The organism is Pseudomonas sp. ICMP 8385 (genome assembly GCF_002699915.1).
Taxonomy (GTDB): Bacteria; Pseudomonadota; Gammaproteobacteria; order Pseudomonadales; family Pseudomonadaceae; genus Aquipseudomonas; species Aquipseudomonas gessardii.
This window is the reverse complement of record NZ_LKBY01000146.1, coordinates 48,882-70,369: the sequence shown is the minus strand read 5'-3', so window position 1 is coordinate 70,369 and position 21,488 is coordinate 48,882. Positions and strand designations below refer to the sequence as shown.

Below are 21,488 nucleotides of genomic sequence, written 5' to 3'. Positions count from 1 at the left end.
GGCACATTTTTTATTTTTTAAAAAACGATGCCCCCAATTATGCAAGCCCGAGAAGGCGCTCTGTTCAAGCGAAAACTGACCGACGCTTTCGTACGCGCAGTGATTACCCCTGGCAAACATGCCGATGGCGAAGTCCCCGGTCTTTACTTGGAGGTGAGCGCGTCACGCAAAATCGGAAACCCTCCTTCCAAGTTCTGGCGCTTGAAATATCGCCTGCATGGCAAGGAAAACCGGTTTTCGATCGGTACGTACCCTGATATCGGCCTTAAGGAGGCGCGCGACATTGCCCGCAGCGCACGCCGCGACGTGGCGAACAGCATCGCGCCGCTCAAGGCTAAAACCGCCAAGATCGAGGCACAGCGGCTCAATGAGCAGCGCACCTTCGCCTACGTAGCCGAGCAGTGGATGGCTTTCAAATCTGCCCAAATGGTGAGCAAATCCATCGCGGGTTTTCGCGGAGCCTTGAGAAACCACATTCTGCCTGCAGTCGGCAGTAAACCGGTCAGCGAGATCAAGCTTGAGCACATCACCACCATCATCACGGAACTGCGCCAGCAACGTCTCATGGCGATGGCCCGACGTGTACGCACAATCATCCGTTCCATCCTCGGCTTCGCTGAAGGTCGCGGCTGGGTGGAGCGCAACGTGGCGCTCAGTAATGTCGAGGAGTTGAGGATTCGCCACGTCGTAACCAGCAATCCGGCGATTGAAAGGCCAGCCGATCTGGGCAGGTTTCTTTTACGTCTGGATGAGTGCGACGACGGCAGTGTTGCCAACGCGATGCGTCTGCTGGTCATGTTGCCAGTGCGCCCTGGCGAACTCGTGCGGATGCGCTGGGAAGATGTCGACCTGGTCGGCGCCGATTGGCGCTACGTAGTGAGCAAAACCAGGCATCTGGACAAAAGCAAACACATCGTGCCTTTACCTGAACAAGCATTGGCCCTGTTGCGCAAGCTAAGACAAACCCGCGTAGTGGATGACGAAGGTAAAGGTTGGGTGTTCGTCTCGCCGGTCTATCCAGGCCGCCCGATCAACCCGACGTCAATGCTCAAGTCGTTTCAGCATATCTGGCCAGAGTACGGCATCACTGCCCACGGCTTTCGTGCCACCTACCGGACTATTGCCCACGAACACTTGGGAATTGATCCCATCGTGCTCGAATTGTCGCTATCCCACCGGATGCCAGGTGCGCTGGGGGCTGTGTATGCACGTGCGCAACTACTAGCGCAACGCCGGGAAGCGGCTCAACAATGGGCTGACTATCTGGACCTGTTGAGGCAGAACGCCGCGCGAGTGACGACAGATTGACGATGCAGGTTAAAAATCAAGATAGTGGAGCGGGGAACGAGTTTCTTACTAAACGTCTACCCCTTTGAAAACATTGAGCTTTTAAGTTCGGCAACGTTCACGTAGGGCTAATCCTCTTGGATTAGTGATTGCTCACACACCATCAACCCCGGTCCCGTTCTTTTTAAAGAGGGTTGTCAGATCAAGTCGAGACGTTTACAGCTTTACGCCATTGCGTCGTGAAATCCACCACGCTGCCGTCCGCGTAACACACGACAATCACATCGCCACCGGCATGTATGCCCCCTTGAAAACTCCTTTCTCAAGCGATTTATCCACTTGCTTAACAACCTTCCAAAAAATGCTAAATATGTTTCTGACAGAACACCACCGCTGGATAGAACTTATCTAGCCCAGTTCTGCTCTATTCCATTTTACGGCGGAAGAGCCAACAGTAAAAGTAAGCTCCTCTCACGACTTATCGCTCAGGAAACGTCTTTATAGTTTGCTCAACAGCAAAAATCAGATCAGCTATTTCTTTATCATTAACTCTGAAATATAGTGAGCACTCCCTATCAACTAAATAATCATACTCTGCGCCTTTAGGATGAAAGCTAAAGTCAAGCTTGATCCCAAGCAGCATATCGTCCGTATAATCAAACGCTAACTCTCCCTCCATAAAATCCATCCTTGAAGGGGTAGCTTTAACTGTCAAATTTTGCAGCCAGCGCAATAGCTTTACTAACTCACGGGTGCGTAGATAAGGTCCATGCGCTCGCCACCCCACCCCATCTTCTTGCTCTATTTCTATACCAACGACTAACCAATTAGCATCTAGCTCATCGTTCGCCTCGGGAAACTCGTATGCTTGTATACTGAGCGCAAACTTATTCCCTCGATCAAACAAAAAAAATCATATTTAGCCTCTGCTTTTTGTCGACCTAAAGATAATAATCTTGTTAGTTACAGGATTGAAAATCGCCGCAAGCCCTTTGTATCCATACCCAACGGTATCATCACCACAATCGAACTTAGTCCATTTATTGCAATTTTTTTCGATATCACTAGGTGTTTTGAAGCCTATACTTTTCGTTCTTGGATCCTTAAGCCTGGTAATATCATGGTTTGAAAGGCCTATCCAGATTTACCGAAAACCCCAAGCACCTCCTGATGAGTAAGCCCCAGCCGAGGTGCTAAGATCTCGTCATCTTTGAACAGCGATAATGTGATCAATTGAATTTAACCTAACCGTTGCGACCGAAAAATCGGCAACTATCAAATAACGTCCGAGCCTCTAAAAACTGTTAAGTCTAGACTTCGGCTTTGTGCCGAAGCTCTGCCTCAGGAGTGGTAAAACCAGAATCGGGAGGGTAGTCGCTGTTGAACGTCGCTTGGTACTCACCGTCCCACTTACTGATTTTCGCCATCAACTCTTGAGAGAGGGGTAAATCTTCGATATCAACGTGCCCCATTCTATCCGGATCTGGGCAGAATATTGGCCCATCCAAATATTCACTCGTTAGTCTTAACCTAATCATGGCAATGGCTTCCAAGAACTGACCGGATTAGCTCGAACCACGAAGCCGTTTGAGCCAACCCCAACTGTAATATTTTGTTCAACACCATTGTACGTGATGCGGTAAACATTAGCAGAACCGTTGGTCCCGATAACCTGTCCACGTTCAAGAGCGTTCATTACTACAGTGGAAATGTCATTACGTGAGATGTCTTTATTGACAAAGTCGACTTCGTGTCGTTTGTAGATATGTTGCAATCCGGCAGCATCAGTACCCTTTTTCAACCAGACGGTTCGGCCATCTGGCAACCTACGGATATCAACCACATTTCCTGGCGTAATCTTAGTTCCTCCAGGCAAGCCCTAATGCCAGTCAGTTAAGCGGATTCTGCTTTCTGTAGGAGCGAGCTTGCTCGCGAAGGACGTCAACGATAACGCGTGTTTGCTATGTAAACGCGGCGCTCTCAAGTTCTTCGCGAGCAAGCTCGCTCCTACAAAAAGGCTTAACTGACTGGCATTAAGGCAAGCCCGAGATCAATTCGTCCCTCGTCAGAGTCGAACCTGACACTCCTTTTGCACCTTCAATCTGGACGGAGCAATGTAAATAACTACTCCAACACCGACCTATTAATCCTTGTTGAAAACCTCATACACCCATTTGGCCAGCACTTCCGGCGATGTTGTTTCTTTCCTTAGACACTCTTCGCCTCGATCCTTCGCAACAATGGCCAGCTTCCCTGAACCAGAAATTTCAATGTATGGGGCACCAAACTCATCCACCTCCGTCCCCAAGGGGAATTTATCATATGGATTTCCCTGTTCATTTGCGTATTTGAAAAAACATTCAGCTATTTGTTCAATTTTCACTGCTATCCCCCTAGCTTATTTTATTGGCTTGATGAAGCCTTCCTTCAGCAACTCATCAATACTCATAGGTAATTGATACTGCGTTCCCCCGCCTGGCTTTCCAAACCACGGTGCTGCATTTCCGGAGTTTACCTCTGGAATAGGCTTTATAACTTCATATTGTTGATATGGTGATTTCAGGCTCGAGTCAGGCAAAGCGCGCTGATCAAACGGCACATCCTTCGGTGCCACAAATTTACCTTGATCAGTAAAATTACCCTTCTCATCAAATCGGCCACCGTACCTATCAAACGTCTGGCCTGGTTGAAGCTCAGCAACCCTCGGCGGCCCATCGAATCCGCCATCGAAACCATTATTTGCTTTCGTTGGCCAATCGGGACTTCCGTCAGATTTTACCCACCGTGGATCAACACCCAACTTCTCAGCAGTGGCCACTTGCGCTGGTGTCGGATTAACTACGGGAGCACGCACTCCTTTTGCACCCAAGGCCACCTCAGGGGACCTTTCAGTGCCCCCTCCGGTGGGCTTATCCTTGACGGTAACAGATACACGCTCGTTCCTTTTCGCCCCCCCCGGTACCGCACCAATCAATACACTGATCAGCAATTCCCCGCCGCCGATGAGCCTCTGGTCGTCTGGCTTCGCCGCATTAAGCTGATCTTCCGGCTCGGAGACACCAAGCATTTGGTCCGCCAGCGCCTTGCCCATCCTAGTCTGAAGCTCATCCACCTTCTGAGCCAGCTTCTCGCCATAGGACGTATTTTCGATGGCTTTTGACACAACCATCTGCATCATGCCCTTTGGCCCCTGGGCGACTGCGAGGACGTAACCGACCGTTTCAGCCTTGTCCGGATTGGCTTGAATGTACTGATTTATATTGGATACAAAGTCTAAAGTTTCCTGCTGGGCAGTTCTCCTCTCCGTGACGTTTGTAGGTGGTAACTCATTTGCCTGACGGATGTACTTGTCCAACCCTGGCTTGATCTGTGCTTCCACCGCTTTCAGATCAGCATCATTAACATGCATGATTTCATTAAGCTGCTTCAGGACCCCATCTTGAAAGCCAGGGTCTTTCATCATATCCATGGCAGCGTTGCGGCTTTTGCCGGAGAGGATAAGCGCTTCGAGGGTGTTCTCGGCCAAGTCTTTGCCGCCGATAGCAAGCACACCCGCATCCATCTTACGACCGAGCGCGGCCTCAACCTTATTGATGACGGCGCTCATCCCGTTACTCGCCGCATCCCAGTTTTTTTGGGTCTGTTTATCGTAGTTATACAGCTCAACAGCACGTTGCTTGATCGTTTTTATGGGATGGCGCACATCATCGATCGACGAGCTCGTGACATACAGGTCTGTTCGAGACTCATCGTCGCGGGTGATTTCATATCCTTTACTGGTATCACGATTCAGTCCGGCAGTGGCATCCGTACCGGCTTTGGCATCGTCGCGAACGACAACCTCCCCCGGCCCCACCGTGGCACGAACAGTTTGTTCACGATCCTTGTCGTACTCCCAACCGGTAGCACTCCAGCCATTTGCTTGGTCCTTGCCTTTACTGACCTGACTGGAGTCTTGAGTAGCACGACCGCTCTGGCTGTAAGTCCCACCCAGATTCAGATAGTACCCATGCTCTTTATCTTCTCCAGCAATATCGGAGAAGCCGAGGGTTGCCGTATCCAGTTTGAGTTTGCCGGTATCGGCAGCAATCAGGGCACCATCAAGTTGGGTATGTTTCTCCGTACGGATATCCACGGTGTCCTTGGCCGTGATACGCGTCTGATCTTCAATCCAATTCGTTTTACCACTAGTCTGACCGTAGCCCACTGAGCCGCTTACGCTAAAACCAAACCCGACGGTAACCGTCGCACTGACATCAAATTCCTTACCTTTGACCTTACCGGTATCCGCTACAGACGATACATTCAGGTCCCTACCAACCCGGCCTACAACATTGTCGCCCCGCAGTTGAGCACCTGCGATGTTAGTATCTCGGGCACTGTCAAAGCCCAAACGATCACCGGCATACAGATAGGCTTCCTGCTGGCTCACGCCTTCACGTTCAAGGTCGCCCTTGCCCAAACTCACACTGGCATAAACACCGATTGCACCGTCTTGCGCAGCAAATCCGACCTCGCCCCCACCGCTACTCCTGGTGTCCTCTTTCACATAGCTGTTATGAGAGGCACCAATGTTCAAGTCATTGCCGGCCTTCAGATCAATATCGCGACCAGCTTTAACTTGCGTGCCGACCAGACTCAGATCGTTGCTCGCGTTAAGATTGACATTGCGCCCCGCATCCAACGCCGTTGCACCGGAAGACTCGCGATTGTGATCTTGACTGGCTACGCCGTGGCTACCACCGACCCCCACCTTGAATCCACCGCTGACACCGCCATGAAGCCCACTCCAACTCTGACGCTCATTGTTTTCAACAGTTACTCCGCCTTTAGCCACATCGAGGGTGACATCACGTCCTTGAATGTTGATGTCACGCCCTGCGCCTAACTCGCTTCCTTTGATCGTGACATCGTTACCTGCGGACAGATTGATATCATTGCCTGCACTGAGCGTTGAGGAACGGTTGGTTTGTTCGACAACTTGTTGGGTTGTGCCCTGTGAACTATTACCGAACTTACCATCGGGGGTAGCACCGCTCGTAAATTGAGCAACTCCATCGATAGCCTTTAGCGTGCTGGAACCCTTGCTGACACTGTCCTCTCCTTTCCCGGCACCTTGTACTGCATCCTTGGTGTCGCCATAGTTATGGTTGATCGCAAGACTCAACCCATTACGCTCCTTTTCCCGCTGCTGCTCCACCAACAAACGCTCACGCGCCGCATCAATATTGATATCCCGCCCGGCTCTCAGATCAACGTCATTGGCTGCCGATAGATCAGCCCCACGCTGATTGATATCCCGCTTGGCCTTGATCGCCAGGTCCTGCCCGGCACTGATCTGGCTGGCTGCCGCTGTTTGCTGCTCAAGGCGATTTTTCTCTGCGCTTTTATCTGCCCCCACAAACAAGGTCACGCCATTAGCATCGCTCGACACGCCGATACCGGTCTGCTTGGTTTTCTGCCAGTCGCGCTCGCTGGTTCTGTTCTGCGCAGCAAGTACATTGACATCGCGCCCTGCATTGAGGCTAACGTCACGCCCGGCACTGATCCCGCTGCCCACCAGGTTGATATCGCGCTCAGCCTGCAAGTTTGCATCGCGATCCGCCGCGACCTGGCTACCGACACTGGTGCTGCTCTGGGCTTCGCGCCCGGCTTTCTTGGCCGAGGTAATCGCCAGGAACCCTCCAGAAATAGAGCCCGTCTTTTTCTCGTATTTTTCGCTGCGGCTATACGCTGTGTCATTGGCAGAGATCAGGTTGATATCGCCGCTGTTATTCACCAACCCAGCCCTCAACTCGGCATCGTTGTCAGCACTGATCTCACTGGCCCGCACGCGTACATCGTTGCCTGCGGCGACAACCAGATCGTTGCCGGCATCCAGCTCACTGCCCACCTGGCTTGCTGTCGTTTGCAACTGGCTCTTACCGCTCTTGGATAATCCGAGGAATCCGGACTTGGTCTTCTTGCTGTACGAGCCATGCTCCTCTACACCCGACAACACTGCGATATCGCCAGTGGCACCGAGCAACATATCGCCGCCGGCCTTCAACTGACTGCCGATCACAGTCACGTCACGCCCGCCTTCGATGTTCATACCGCCGTCGGTTTTCTTGCTGGCATTGAGCGTCAGGTCCTTACCCGCTTCGACGACAGAGGCCACGTTGGTGCTGTGATAACTCTCTTGTTGTTTACTACTGCTGCGCCCGAATGAGCCTTTGCTTTTCTTCGAGTAGAACGATGCATCCTCGTCCAACGCCGATAGGACACTCAAATCACGCTGAGCTTCCAGTGCGACATTGCCGCCCCCCGTGACCCGACTGGCAGTCAGTTCCAGATCCTTACCCGCACTTAACGACACATCGCGGCCCGCTGTAAGGACACTGGAGACCTGGCTTATATGGTCCTTGGATTGTGTAACTTTCTTGGATTGGCTGGACGAGTGTTGCTCATTCGCCGCAGAGGAAATACTCAGGTCTTCAGTGACCGAAATACTCACATCACGCTTGGCGTCGACCCGACTGGCAATCGCAGTAAAATCGCGCCCGGCCGTCACCTTCAAATCACGTCCGGACTCCAAGGTGGCCCCGGTTTGTGTCACGGTTTCGGTACGTAATTGCCGGCCCAGGTCGAGAGCGTTACGTTGCTCCACTGCATCAATGTGTACATCACGCCCGGCAACAATGGTGGTGTCACGTCCGCTTTGCATCACATTCCCGACGTTGGATACATCGCGCCCGGCTTTGATGGACAGGTCGTTAGCCGCCTCAATCCTTGAGGTGCTATCGAGGTAGTCGCGTCGTCCCGATGGACCGTTGCCACCGACAGTCACCGCACGGTCGTTAATCACGTCACCCTTAACTGCCGTGAGTGTCACGTCACGGCCAGCAATAATGCCGCCGGCCTTGTTGACGATATTGTTGCCTGCCAACAGATCCAGACGATTACCGGCTTCAATCAAACCACTGTTGGTCAGGTCATTCCCCGCCTTGGCTGAAAGATTGTTGCTCGCTCGCAGGGTGCCGGCGTTGCTCAGGTTTTCTCCGGCAATCAGATTCAAGTCGTTACCGGCGATCAATGCACCATTTGGAGCAAGGCGATTGTCAGCTTGAGCCAGGTAGAGCACTGGGACTAGGACTTTTTCGCCATTCACTTCGTGCTGTTCGAGCCAAACGATGTCGTGGGTCAGAGCTGCGACCTGTTGCGATGTCAGCGTAACGCCTACCGCCAGATTCAGTCGCTGCTTGCTACTGATGGCGTTGTCCATCAAGTATTTGAACAGTTTCTCGTCGGTGTTTTGTCCATCGATAAAGCGTTGACCTGTACGGGCTTGTACGGCTTGCTGAATCAGCCGTTGTTCGTAGAGACCATCGCCCAAGCGTTTCCAACTGTCGTCGGGGTTGTAGCCCAGACGTTGCAGCAGATAGTCCGAGCTCATGAACTGCTTGAGGTCGGTAAGTACGGGGTTGGTTTCGATCAGGTACTTATGAGACTGGGACGCCGGCGAGGTCACGGGAACACCTTGTACCCGGTTGATTGTCTGGCTACCGGCCGAGATGGTTTGTTCACCGGCGTCGAGCGGTTGGGCAATTACCGTGGCCACTTGGGTTGGGCGAATCTCCTGATTCTGCGTATTCGTGGAGACTACTGGCTGGACACCTTGGCCCACAGGCGTCACACCAGGAATACTCATAGTCGGCCTGGTAGGATCAAATTGCCCTGTCTGAGTAGGCTGCGGTCCGCTCGGTGTAGCAATGCGAATTTGCGTCTCACGTTCAACTATGGACGAACTCGGCTGGTCGCCAGGCCCAGTGATTACAACCGTTGGCTGACTCAAACCTGTGGACGGATTTAGGGCATTTATTCCATCGCCTTTGGCCATATTGCCCGCAATAATCTGACCAGGCGTCCAGGTACCACCGTTGTTGATATCACTCCCACCTGCGGTGTTTAGCGTTTTACCGCTGACAGATACGCCGCTGACTTGGCGGGCCGTCGGATCCAATTGCTGGGCGCTGGCGCTTTGTGGGGTGACGTCATCTATTGCAAAGCTACGGGCCTGAAGAGCCGGCTGACGATCCTGGCGCTCGGCCAGACCGATACTGGCCCCCCCCATAGTCCAGCTTTGTGGGCCGGTATTAGCGCGTGCAGACTGTGCGTTGTCGCTCGCTTGACCGCTAAGGCGGAACATCCCGTTAGTGCCAGTGGGCAGACTGAAGCCTGGCAGGGCTACCGGATTGACCTGCTGCTGAGCAAGATCCGGTGGCAACTGTGAATTGACATTGATCACCACGCCGGTGCTGGCGACGGGTCGAGAGGCATCAAACCCTCGACCTGAACCGACCGATACGGGTTGCCCTTCTCGAATCACACTGTTGACCAAATTCTTGGTGGCATTGATCTGTACAGTGCCGCCGGCCTGGACTATCGCTTCGGCGACTCCCGAACTACCTGGCTTAGATACGGTTCGCTCATCATAGAAATGGGCGCCACTTACTGCGCCAGGTAACGGCGACCTGGTGCCAGCGTTGTAGCTTGGTGCTGGGAACAAGGCCGGGAAATTAACATTAAACACTTGGTAACTCTTCCAACCGAAAATAAGGTTGGTGTGTCGCTGAGCAGTTCCTCCGGCCCGAGTGTACGGAGCCACCATCGACTCGTTCCAATTCTGATCCCAGAAATGCATGGTTCCGGCACGATTCGGGCCGGCGCCTTGCAACGTATAGGCCGGGTCATTAGCGGCGTTGTACGCCATTATCGAGCGCCAGTAAGGTAATATGTACTTCTCTTGCCTGAGGTCTGGAAGATCAAACGACTTGAGCACTGAGTAATTACCCAGCATCGCCCCGACGTTATTGAAGTTTTCAAGCGTTGCGTTGATATCACCGGATGCGGATATCACAGAGGCAGAATTCTGAAGATTACGCCCCTGAATTTGCAGGTTCCTTCCAGATGCTATGCTTGCGGAAACAGCATCCGAATCCACCTTGGACTCATACTCCTCAAGCAGGACCATGTGGCCGCCCCACCGGGAAGTCCCCCTCATCCCGATTGCACCCGACACCAAGGTCGAGGAGACGTTAAAAAAGTCTTTCTTGTTCTCTATATCTGCAACACTGAGACGCATATCTCCAGCGCTTTCCAGGTTGCCTGAGATGTTGTCCAGGCGATTCGCCCAGTTTCCTGCGTCATCTCGCGCGACCGTCAGCGTCCCCAAGCTGTAAACATCGGCATATTTATTGGTCAGATTATCTGCCAGCAGTGACATGTCCCCACCACTGACGATCAAGCCACGCTCGTTGAGTAATGTTTGTGCATTGATCCGCACCCCATCATTACTACCCAAGGTTCCGTAGTTGTTTAGAGTACCGGCGTTAATCGCTAGATTACCCACCGAGCTGACACGTCCTTGGTTCGTCAAAAGACCCGCAACACGGATACTGCTGTCCTGACCACCGACAATGCTCGAGGTTGCGTCAAGGTTTAGAGCGGCGGCGCTCAAACCCAAAGAGCCCACGCTGCTGACACGACCGCTACCACCGTAAAGACCACTCAACTCCAAGTTGAGACTGCCATCACTGGCAATCAACCCCTTATTTATCCAGGCACCGCCCTTACCTTCCAGATGCTTCGATGCCAGCAACTGTCCGGCTTCAGTCTGGGTAAAGTTATTGACGTTGACGTTCAAACGCCCGGCCTGGATGACGCTGGTATTAGTCCAGGTGTCAGCGTTCAAGGTCAGGCCGCCGCGGGTGACGACGGTGCCTCCAGCCCCAGTAACATTGGGCAGGGAGATATCAAAAGTGCCCTCGCCCACGTGGAGTAGTTGCCCGCCGTTGTTCTGGAAACTGGCAGCCGCAAGGGTCAGGTTCTGGTTGGCGGTTTCTACAATGCCATTGCGGTTATCGAACACGCCACCGATCTGGAAATCTGTCTTATCCGTAAGACCAAGGGCGCGCAGCTTGCCACCCTGGTTATCAAGGGCATCCGCCGCCAGACTCAGGGTGCTTGCACTTTCGATCAGACCACTGCGATTAGTCAGTTGACCATTGAGGCCTAGCTCTATCTGGTTACCGGCAATTTGTCCGGTACTGTTATCGAGACTGCCGCCACGGACTTGCATCAGTTGCTTCGCGTACAGCGTGCCCTGTTGGTTGTTGAGCGCTGTAGCGTTCAGCAGAGCGCTACCTGATAAAGCCGAAATGCGACCGCCCTGATTGTCGAGATGGCCTGCGTTGATCAGCAGGCGTTGGCCTTGGATCACACCGCCCTGATGACTACTGCTCAGGTCATGCCCATTGCGGAGCACACCGACAGCACCAGCTTCAAGATCACCCTTGAGGCTGGCGAGTACACCACCACGGTTGTCAACACTGCTCGCCTTGAGATTCAGGTCGCCGGTCTGACTAATAATTTTGCCGCGCTGGTTATCGAGCCCGCCATTGACCTCGACTCGCAGGCCGTTCTGCCCCTGCAACACACCTTGAGCGTTAGTCAGAGCAAAGGCTTTGACTTGTAGGTCACCCTCTTGGCTGTAAATTAGACCGTCAGCATTGTTTTGCACGATAGCGCTGGCATTGATTGCCAGCGGCCCTTTGGCAGCTACTGTGCCACTCTGGCTGTTATTCAAGCCCCCCATCGTCAGTGAAGTCCGACCCTGGCTGGCCAATTGACCACCGCGGTTATCAATCTCGATAGCCTGTTTGACCACCAGCGACTGAGCGCCAGCGATTTTGCCGTTGACGTTGCCGAGATTACCTCTCAGGTCGAGCACCAGGTGGTCATTGCCCAGCACCGTTCCGTTGGCGTTAATCAGGTTGCCACCCAACAGGTTCAAGTTACGCTGGGCACTGATACTGCCGGCGGTGTTGTCCAGGTCAGCCGCGCTGAGGTCAAGCGTTGACCCGCTGTCGATCAAGCCGCCTTGAGTATTATTCAGCAAGCCAATCACACCCAGGGTTTGCTGTGCCCCACTGGAGATAATGCCTTTATCACTGTTGTCCAGGCTCGCTGCACTAACACCCAAACGCCCTTGACTAACCAGGGCCCCCGCACCACTGTTGAGCAGGCCACCACTGAGGCGAACGTCAAGAGCACCGTTTCGACTCGAGAGCGTGCCGTTGTTACGGTTGTCCAGGCGGGAGCCAACTACGTTCAACCCCTGCCAGCCAGACATCAGACCGTTCTGGTTGACCAGCCCGGAAGTATTGACGGTCAGTACCTGATTAGTGATGAGCTTGCCTGCACTGTTGTCCAAGTTGCGGCCCGTCAGGCTCAGGTTGGACTGGCTGGACAATTCTCCACCCTGATTTTGCACGTCGCGCAGACGGTTCAAGGTCAGCGGTCCCTTGGCATGGATCAACCCGCCTCGGTTGTCTAAATCACCGTCAGCCAGATCCACGGTCAGGCGCTGATCACCTAACAGCTTGCCTCTACGCAGTTCCATCGCCGTGAGAGTCAGGTCCATGTCGCCCTTGGCTGAAACTTCACCACCCTCGCTGGCGTTCAGAGATTGGGCCGTCAACTCCAGGCGGCCCTGACTGTTGATCAGGCCTCCAGCACTGGTGTCCAGGGCCATGGCTTTGAGGGTCAAAGCGCTGGTGCCGAGCAAGCTGCCGCCTTGGTTGTTCAGATTGCCGGTGTTGACAGTCAACGCTTGCGTGGCATTGATCAGACCTTGTTGCTGGTTATTCAGCAGGCCTGCGCTAGTCACTTCAAGGTTGCTACGACTGGTTAAGGTGCCGCCGCTGTTATCAACAGAAGCGGCATTAGCGATGAGGCTGGCAGCGCCGATCATCCCCTTGACGTTGCTCAAAGCCTGGTCGATACGCAAGGACAGGCCTTGGTTGCTGAGGAGTCGGCCATTGCTGTTATCCAGGTTTCGAGCCGCTAGATTGAACGCCTGGGCACTGGAAATTTCGCCACCAGCATTGTTCACGCCATTAAGGTTTTTGAGTACAAGCGGCCCGGCCGCGTTGATCAGTCCACCTCGGTTGCTCAACTGACCGTTGTTCAAGTCCAGTGTCAGGCGAGTGTTGCTGAACAGCTTGCCATCCTGCTGGTCGAGACCATTGACGTTAGCGGTCAAAGCCTGGACGCTACCGATGCTACCGGCGCCGTTGTTCAGTCGATCAGCCTGCAGATCCAGGGTGTCACCGCTGTTGAGGCGCCCTTTGATATTGTCTATCACACCGGTTTGGATAGAGACCGCCGCTTTACCGCTGATCACCCCTTGCTGGTTGCCCAGGCTGGCACTGCGCAGATGTAGGGTACTATCGGTCACTACCTGGCCGCTCTGGTTATCCACCAAGCCTGTCAGGCCCAGCTCCAGCGCTTGTGCACTGGAAACACTGCCCTCCCGGTTGATCAAGCTGGCCGCATTGACACCCAGACGACCTTCACTGCTGAGCAGACCCTGGGTGTTGTTCAGCTCACCCTTGAGCTCAAGCTGTAGCAACTGCTGTGCGAGTATTTTACCGCCGCTGTTATCCAGGTTTTGCCCGCTGAACATCAAGCGCTGAACACTGAGCTGGCCCTGATTACGGTTAAGTAGCTTCTCAACGGTAAGATTCAGTGCCTGCCCAGCAGAAATCCGCCCGGCGTCGCTGTTATCCAGCGTTTGCCCCGTTATATTCAGTTCGGCAGTGCTCGCCAACTCGCCGCCTCGGTTGTCGACACTGCCCGTCTCAAGTTTCAGTGCTTTTGTTGCGCCTACCAGGCCTTTACGGTTATCCAGGGACGTAGCATGCACCTCAAGCGCTGTGGCGCTGATCAACTGCCCTTCCTGGTTATCTACGTTGTCGACAGTGGCGCTAACCAAAGCCTTGCCCTTCACTTCACCACCACGGTTATCCAACTTGGCAGATGACAGCAACAAACTGCCATCGGCGGTCAAGGTGCCCCGCTGGTTATCGATCAATTGGCGAGCGGAAAGCTCTAGGCGCCCACGACTGCTGAGCAGGCCATCGCTATTGTCCAAACGAGCACTGTCACTGTTAACCGTAGCGGCGCTGATCACCCCTTTAGCGTTGCCCAGGGCGTTATCCACCTGGAGGGACAACCCCTGATTACTGATCAACTTACCGCCGCCGTTATCCAGATTACGTGCCTTTAGGATAAGGGCTTGCTGACTGGAGATCTCACCGCGCTGATTGTTCACATCAACCAGGTTTTTCAACATCAACAACGGTGCGTTGATCAGACCGCCCAAGTTGTTTAACTGACCGTGATTAACGTCCAGATTGAGCTGCGTGTTGCTGAACAGCTCACCGCCCTGCTGGTCCAGACCAGCCAAATTAGCCATAAGATTTTTGGCGCTGGCGATACGCCCAGTGTTAGTCACTTGGGTGGCCGTCAGATCCAGGCTATCGGCACTGGTGACACGGCCATCGTTATTGAGCACACCGGTTTTCAGCGCTAGCGCACCTCGGCTGTTGAGAAGTCCCTTCAGGCCGTTGTCCAGTTGTGCACTACGCACGTCAAGGCGGCCATCGGTCTCCACAACACCGGCTTGGTTGGTAATAGCGCCGCTGGTCGTGAGCAATAGATCGGCCGCAGAAGAAACCGCCCCTGCGTTGTTGTTCAGGGTCGTGCTGACCAGTTGCAACGCACCTTCACTGCTGATCTGTCCAAGCTGGTTATCCACGCGCCCATCCAGCTCGGTGCCGGGGGCGGCAGTCAACGCGATATTCAGTGACTGTTGCCCGGCAAAGGTGCCTTGGGCATTGTCCAGGCGTGCCCCATTGAAGCGACTGTCCCGAGCGAACACCATGCCTTTGGCCTGGTTGATCACATGGGTCATGGCCAGTTCCAGAGTGGTGCCAGCCAAGAGTTTGCCGCCACTGTTATCAAGGCGTTGCCCCCTCAGATCAACGCTGCTCTGGCTAGAAATTTCGCCTGCTTGGTTGTCCACGCGGTCGATAGCTAGTGTCAGCGCTTTTGTAGCGCCTACCAAACCACCGTTTCGGTTATCCAGAGAGGTGGCGGTCAGACTCAAATCGCCCCTAGCCACCAATTCGCCGCCCTGTTGAGCCAGTACCTCAACAGTGGCCGTCAGATCACTTTCGCTAGCAATACGACCACTGGCGTTTTGCACCTCATCGGCGTTCAGTCGCAAGGGTCCTGTGGCACTGATCAAACCCTTTTGATTGGATAACTGTTGTCCGGTGTAACCCAGGCTTGACCTGCTGCTGAGCAGGCCTAACTGGTTGTCTAGCTGCCCCACGTTGAGTTGCAGGTCCTGCTGGGCAAGGATCGTTCCGCTGCGGTTATCCACGTTTGCACTGTGCAGAGTCAGCAAACCTTGCCCAGTCAGCCGTCCTTCGCGGTTATCCAGGCTACCTGTCCGCAGTTCCATAGCCCCCTTGGCAAGCACCCGGCCTTGAGTCTGATTGTCCAGTACCCCTTCAATATTCGCGTTCAGTTGGCCGTTACTGACCAAGCTTCCGGCGTGGCTGTTATCAAGGCTTGCAGATCTGACCTCTAATAGGCTTCCAGCGCCGAGGGTACCGCCCTGATTGCCCACGGCCCCTTTGATCCTCAAGTCCAGGCTGGTATCGCCCAACACTTGCCCCTTGGCATTGCTCAGACGGTCAGCTGTCAACTGAGTGCGCCCTTTGCTGACGATCTCACCTTGATCGTTAAGCAGGTCCTCTTTGAGGGTCAGCCGCGCATCCGAAGAGCTGCTGATGCCACCCTCACGGTTGTCCAAACGTGTCACATCGAGCTCAAGCCCTGCTGCCGATATCAGCCCTTTGACGTTCAGTAACGCCTTCTCAAGCTTGAGGGATAAAGCTTGATCACTGAGCAGATCGCCGCCGCTGTTATCCAGACTATTAGCGGTCAACGTGAATGCCTGTGCGCTGGAGATTTCACCATTGCGGTTGTCGACACTGCTCAGATTTTTCAGCAGCAACACCCCTGGGGAATTGATCAAGCCATCGGCGTTATTCAGCACCCCATGGTTCATGTCCAGGGTCAACGCGCTGTTACTGTAAAGCTCACCGGCACCGCGCTGGTCCAGGCCAGTGATGCTAGCTTTGAGGTCTTGGGCACTGGCGATACGGCCTTTGAACCGATTGTCCACAGTGGTCGCAGTCAGGTCCAGGCGGTCAGCACTGGTAACGCGACCCTGATGCTGGTTGAGCAAGACTCCGGTTGTCAGTTGCAACGCACCATCCGCTACGATCCGGCCCTGAGTATTGTCGACACTGGCCCCGGCCAATGTTGAGGTACCGGCGCTGAGCACGTCACCATTCTGATTGCTAATAGCGCCATCAGTTGTCAACAACAGTGGCCCACCACTGCTGATACGCCCGCCATCGTTAATCAGGCTAACGCCTTGCAATTGCAATGCTACGTCGCTACGTACGATGCCCTGAGTGTTATCCAAACTTCCGATGTGAGTCAGGTTGCGTTTGGCGTAGAGATTGCCCTGTGCGCCATTATTCAGCTCGCTGATTTTGAGCGTGACATCCTGCTGCCCGGAAATCAGGCCTTTGAGTTGGTTGTTCAGCCTGTCGAGGGTCAGTTGAATAGTGCCGTTGGCCAGTACACGACCGGCGCCGCTGTTATCCAACTGTCGTCCTGTCAGGTTCAGCTTCGTGACGCTGGAGACTTCACCACCACGGTTGTCCAGTTGGTCAATGGCCAGGTCCATGGCCTTGCCCGAATTGAGCAAACCGGCCTGACGGTTATCCAACTCGTCGCTCTTGACCTGCAACTGACCTATTGAGGTGATACTGCCACCTTGGTTATCGACTTTGCCCACGACCAACTGCACATCGGCTTTGCCAGTAATTCGTCCCTTGACCTGGTTATCCAGGCTCTCGGCCTTCAGCAGCAATGCACCATCGGCGGCTAGCAGCCCAGTCTGGTTGAGAAAGGCGCTCGCAACTTGTGCCGTCAGGGCACCATCGCTAGTGAGTTTCCCGTCGCTGTTGTCGAGGCTGTCGGCGTTAATGGTAAGGAGCTTTCCGGCAGCCAGTGCGCCATTGCGATTGCTGATGGCTCCCTGGCTGCTCACATCCAGCTGCTTATCACCCTGGATTCGACCCTGTTGGTTGTCCAGTGTGCCCACCGCCAGAATCGACTGCTGTCCAAGGAGTTCGCCGTGACGATTACTCAGTAAGCCATCGATGTTGAGGTTCAGGTCGGAGCTGGCGTTCAGCTTCCCGCCTTGATTGTCCAGGCTGCCGCTGTTCACCTGTACAGAGGCGGCCGATATCAACCCACGGGTGTTGTCCAGGGCTCGAGCAATACGCAAGGTGAGCGCCTGCTGACTGAGTACCTTGCCGTCCGTGGTATTCAGAGCCGCTGCCGACAGTTCAAAGGCACCGGCACTGGAAATTTCACCTTTCTGGTTATCGACTGTGGCGAGGTGCTTAAGCACTAATCGCCCAGGAGCATTGATCATCCCACTCTGGTTATTAAGATGGCCGTTTTGAAGGTCCAGGCTTACGTCCGCCTGACTGGAGACGTGCCCACCACCGCTGTTGTCCAGCGCCGTAACCTTCACCCCGAGATTGGCCGCACTGCTCAAACGACCACCTCGATTGCTCAAGGTGCCGGTGTTGATCTGCATTTCACCGATACTGGCCAAGGCCGCCCTATCGTTGGATAAACCGGCGGCATCAAGAACCAGTAGCCCATCACTTTTGAGTGAACCCTGGGTGTTATTCACCTCTCCGGCGAGCACCATCCCCAACTGGTGCTTGGCATAAAGGCTCCCCCCCGTACTGTTGTCCAGCGTCCTCCCGGCGAGTTGTAATTGCCGCTGAGCTGCGATGCTCCCCTTGAGCGAGTTTTTTAGCCGCATCACGGTCAGGTGTAAATCACCATCGGCCAGCAAACGCCCAGCGTTACTATTGTCCAACTGCCGCCCCGTCAGACTCAAGTTGCCGGCCGTTGAAAGCTCTCCGCCTTGGTTGTCCAGAGCATCGACATTCATATCCAACCCTTTGCCCGCGCTAAGCAGACCACCATCACGATTATCCAGGTGGGTAGCGTTGAGTTTGAGCACACCAACGGTGGCGACCCGACCGCTGCGGTTGTCTAGTTGGGCCGCGTTCAAAGTCAGATTAGTTTTACTGGTAATACGGCCCTGCGCCTGGTTGTCTAGGCTGTCAACAGCCAGGAGTAGATCCGTCCCAGCCCCCACCAACCCCGCTTGATTGAACATTTCCCCTGCAATACGCGCCGTCAGCGTCGCGTCACTGGTCAGTGTGCCGCCACGGTTGTCCAGGCTGGCACTGCCAACGCTCAGATTACGTCCGGCCGCGAGTAAACCTGCCTGGTTGCTGATTGCACCGCTTGTGCGCAGGTTGAGCGTCGAATCGCCCTGGACTTGACCCTGATCGTTACTCAGTGTGCCAAGGACTAGCCCCAGATCCTTGCCAAGCAACTTCCCACTACGGTTATCAACCTGCGCATCAACCTGCAGAGTTAGCCCCTCTGCCGCGCTGAAGGTTCCGGATTGGTTGTTCAGGCTACCGGCCCTAACATCTAGAATCTTGGCCGAAACCAAGCCTTTGGCGTTGTCCAATACACGAGCAATTCGCACGTTCAAGGCTTGCTCACTGAGCAACCGGCCTGCGCTATTGTCGATCTGATCAGCAACCAGCTCGAAGGCTCGGACACTGGAAATTTCACCGCCCTGGTTATCGACAGTGTTGAGTTGGGTCAGCAGCAATTTCCCTGGTGTACTAATCAAGCCTCCCAGGTTATTCAGGTGACCTCGGTTGAGGTTCAGGCTCAGATCGCCCTTGCTGGAGAGTTGACCGTTAGCACTGTTATTGAGGCTGCCCAGCGTCAACTGTGCATTTGAGTCGGCACTGACACGACCGCTTTGGTTATCAAGCAATCCCCCGACACGAGCGTTGAGGCGGTCGCGACTATGCACTTGGCCGCGCTGATTGTTGATCAGGCTGGCAACATCAATATCCAAGCCCGTAGAGGTAATCAGGCCTGTACCGTTATTTAAGGTCTGTGCGATGCGCAGCCCCAAAGCCTGATCACTGAGCAATCTGCCGCCACGGTTGTCCAGACTCTGTGCTGCCAGATCAAAACCGTGAGCACTGGAGATTTCACCACCACGATTATCGACACTGTTCAACTGAGTCAGCGCCAATTGGCCACTGGCATTGATCAAGCCACCGCTGCGGTTATCGAGGTGGCCATTGCTTAGATCCAGGCTTAGATCGCTGTTACTGTAGATTCGTCCCTGATCATGCTGATCAAGGCTGGTGACATGAGCACGTAGGGTACCGGCACTGGTAATCGCTCCTCCTTCGCGGTTATTGACCGCTCCGGCATTCAATTCAAGGGCCTGACTGCTGGTCAGTACGCCACCCTGCTGGTTGTCCAGCGCGCCGACTGAGATCCCTGTGGAACCGATGGCTTCGATTCGCCCCTGCTGCTGATTGGCGAGAGTACCGCTCAATGTGATTCCGAGTGTACCTTGACTGGTCAGCAATCCCTTTTGACTGTTATCCAGCGATCCGGCGTTCACGCTTACCGCTTGGTTTGCTGTAAGGCGACCGCCCTGGTTATTAATGTGTGCAGTTGCATTCAAGGTCAATGAATGCCCTGCTGACACCAGCCCCGCGACATTATCCAGGGTCGCCACCTGCAAACTAGCCAGACCGAGGCTCGACAGTTCGCCGTTGCGGTTATTCAACTGGCCAACGTTTGCGCTAAGAGCACCGTCGCTGGCGACCAGGCCGGTGGTGTTCAGCACTTGATCGGCTTTGAGGTCGAGGCTGTCTGTGCTCAACACACGGCCTTTGTTCTGGTTGTCCAGAGTGCCCGCATTAATGGTAACGAGTTGTTTTGCGCTGAGAGTGCCGCCCTGGTTGTTCAGGGTTTGTGCTGCGCTGACGTCCAGGTTACGGCTGGCGACCAGGCTGCTGCCGCTGTTGTTGATGGTTTGCGCGCTGAGCTTGAGATCACCGTTGGTATTACGGCTCAGATCCAGATTGACCCCAGCCTCGACAATCCCGCTGTTAGTCAACTGCCCGCCGCTAATCAACGTAATGCGATCACGGGCGCTCAGGTTGTTCTGGTTGTGCAGGTCACCGGCGCTTTGCACAGCCAGTGTGGTGGCGGCATGCACCGCGCCTTGGGTCTGTACACCGGCGGCCTTGATGTTGATCGCACCGTTTTCGGTTTTGGCCTGCGCCATCTTCAACTGGCCATTGGCATCCAGTTGGATATCACCGCCACTGGCAATCAAGCTGCCATCCAATTTCACCCCAACACCAGCCTCAGTCCCCAACAGCCTGATCGCGCCGGCATACATCCCACCCAACGCCGACGAGTCAATCGCCAGTTCCGGCTTGGCGCTGCCATCGTCAGCACGCGCCGTGGCAGCCAAGGTCTGTGCATTAACGTCATTGCGCCCGGCAATCACGGTCAGGTTGCGCGCATTGATCTGCGCATTGATCTTGGCCGAACGGGTGATGATCTCAAAGCGGTCAACGTTGTCGGCATTCAAGCCCTGGCCGTCGATGGTCACGGCGCCGCCATCGACCTGGTAGCGGTCCAGGCGGCCGTTATCGAGGATGGGTTTGCCGGTGGTCAGGGTCACGTTGGGGGTGTTGATAAAGCCGCAGCCGTTGCAGGTCACGCCATAGGGGTTGGCGACGATGACTGGTTTGCCGGTGGTCAGGGTCACGTTGGGGGTGTTGATAAAGCCGCAGCCGTTGCAGGTCACGCCATAGGGGTTGGCGACGATGACTTTGGCCGACTGGCCCGCCACTTCGGTGTAGCCGCGCAACTGGCTGGCGCTGCCGCCGTTGACCTCGTTGAGGATGATATTGGCGGCGCCGCCCTTGAGGTTGGGGTTGCCGAGGATGATGCCGCCCAGTTGGGTTTCTTGCGTGCGGCCTGTGGCGTTGTTGAGGATCAGGCCGTTGGCACCGACGTTGTAGTCCTTGAATGGATGATGCCGCCCAGTTGGGTTTCTTGCGTGCGGCCTGTGGCGTTGTTGAGGATCAGGCCGTTGGCACCGACGTTGTAGTCCTTGAACTGGTTGTGGGACAGGCCGCTGCCATTGGGCGTGGCAATGTTGACCACCGGTACGCCATTACCCGCCGCGCCCAGCGTCGTGCCCGGGCCGCTGACCACAATGCCCTCGGCCTGGACCAGCAGCGGCTGCCAGAACAGCGCGTTGGCCAGGATCAGCGCCAGGCCGCTTTTGGGCACGC

6 protein-coding genes are annotated in these 21,488 nt (G+C 54.8%); 1 reads left to right on the top strand and 5 read right to left on the bottom strand.

Going from position 1 to position 21,488, the window contains the following annotated elements; all coding sequences use genetic code 11:
* Positions 1–39 precede the first annotated feature (39 nt).
* Entirely contained in the window at positions 40–1,308 is a 1,269-nt protein-coding gene (locus AO268_RS28900) for a tyrosine-type recombinase/integrase (RefSeq protein ID WP_099170633.1), read from the top strand.
* A 457-nt stretch (positions 1,309–1,765) separates the two neighbouring features.
* On the opposite strand, the gene AO268_RS32545 is transcribed toward AO268_RS28900, so the two are convergent.
* The 5 genes from AO268_RS32545 to AO268_RS28870 form a co-directional block, all read right to left on the bottom strand.
* A complete protein-coding gene (locus AO268_RS32545) occupies positions 1,766–2,194 on the bottom strand; it encodes a WapI family immunity protein (RefSeq protein WP_141562854.1) in 429 nt (142 codons plus the stop codon).
* A gap of 627 nt (positions 2,195–2,821) precedes the next feature.
* A complete protein-coding gene (locus AO268_RS32540) occupies positions 2,822–3,163 on the bottom strand; it encodes a hypothetical protein (protein ID WP_130898186.1) in 342 nt (113 codons plus the stop codon).
* A 267-nt stretch (positions 3,164–3,430) separates the two neighbouring features.
* Positions 3,431–3,670: a hypothetical protein gene (locus AO268_RS28880; protein ID WP_076960913.1), complete on the bottom strand. Its 240-nt coding sequence runs from the start codon at positions 3,668–3,670 to the stop codon at positions 3,431–3,433.
* A 15-nt stretch (positions 3,671–3,685) separates the two neighbouring features.
* The gene (locus AO268_RS28875; protein WP_257154482.1) at positions 3,686–21,187 is read right to left on the bottom strand and encodes a hemagglutinin repeat-containing protein; all 17,502 of its coding nucleotides are present in this window, start codon (positions 21,185–21,187) and stop codon (positions 3,686–3,688) included.
* Positions 21,187–21,486, bottom strand: a complete 300-nt coding sequence (locus AO268_RS28870) for a two-partner secretion domain-containing protein (protein ID WP_099170629.1) — start codon at positions 21,484–21,486, stop codon at positions 21,187–21,189. Before AO268_RS28870 ends, AO268_RS28875 begins: the two co-directional genes overlap by 1 nt.
* Positions 21,487–21,488: the final 2 nt, after the last annotated feature.

What these genes read in the sequence shown, in the direction of transcription:
- AO268_RS28900 (WP_099170633.1), top strand. Translation starts at nt 40, where the DNA reads ATGCAAGCCCGAGAAGGCGCTCTGTTCAAGCGAAAACTGACCGACGCT.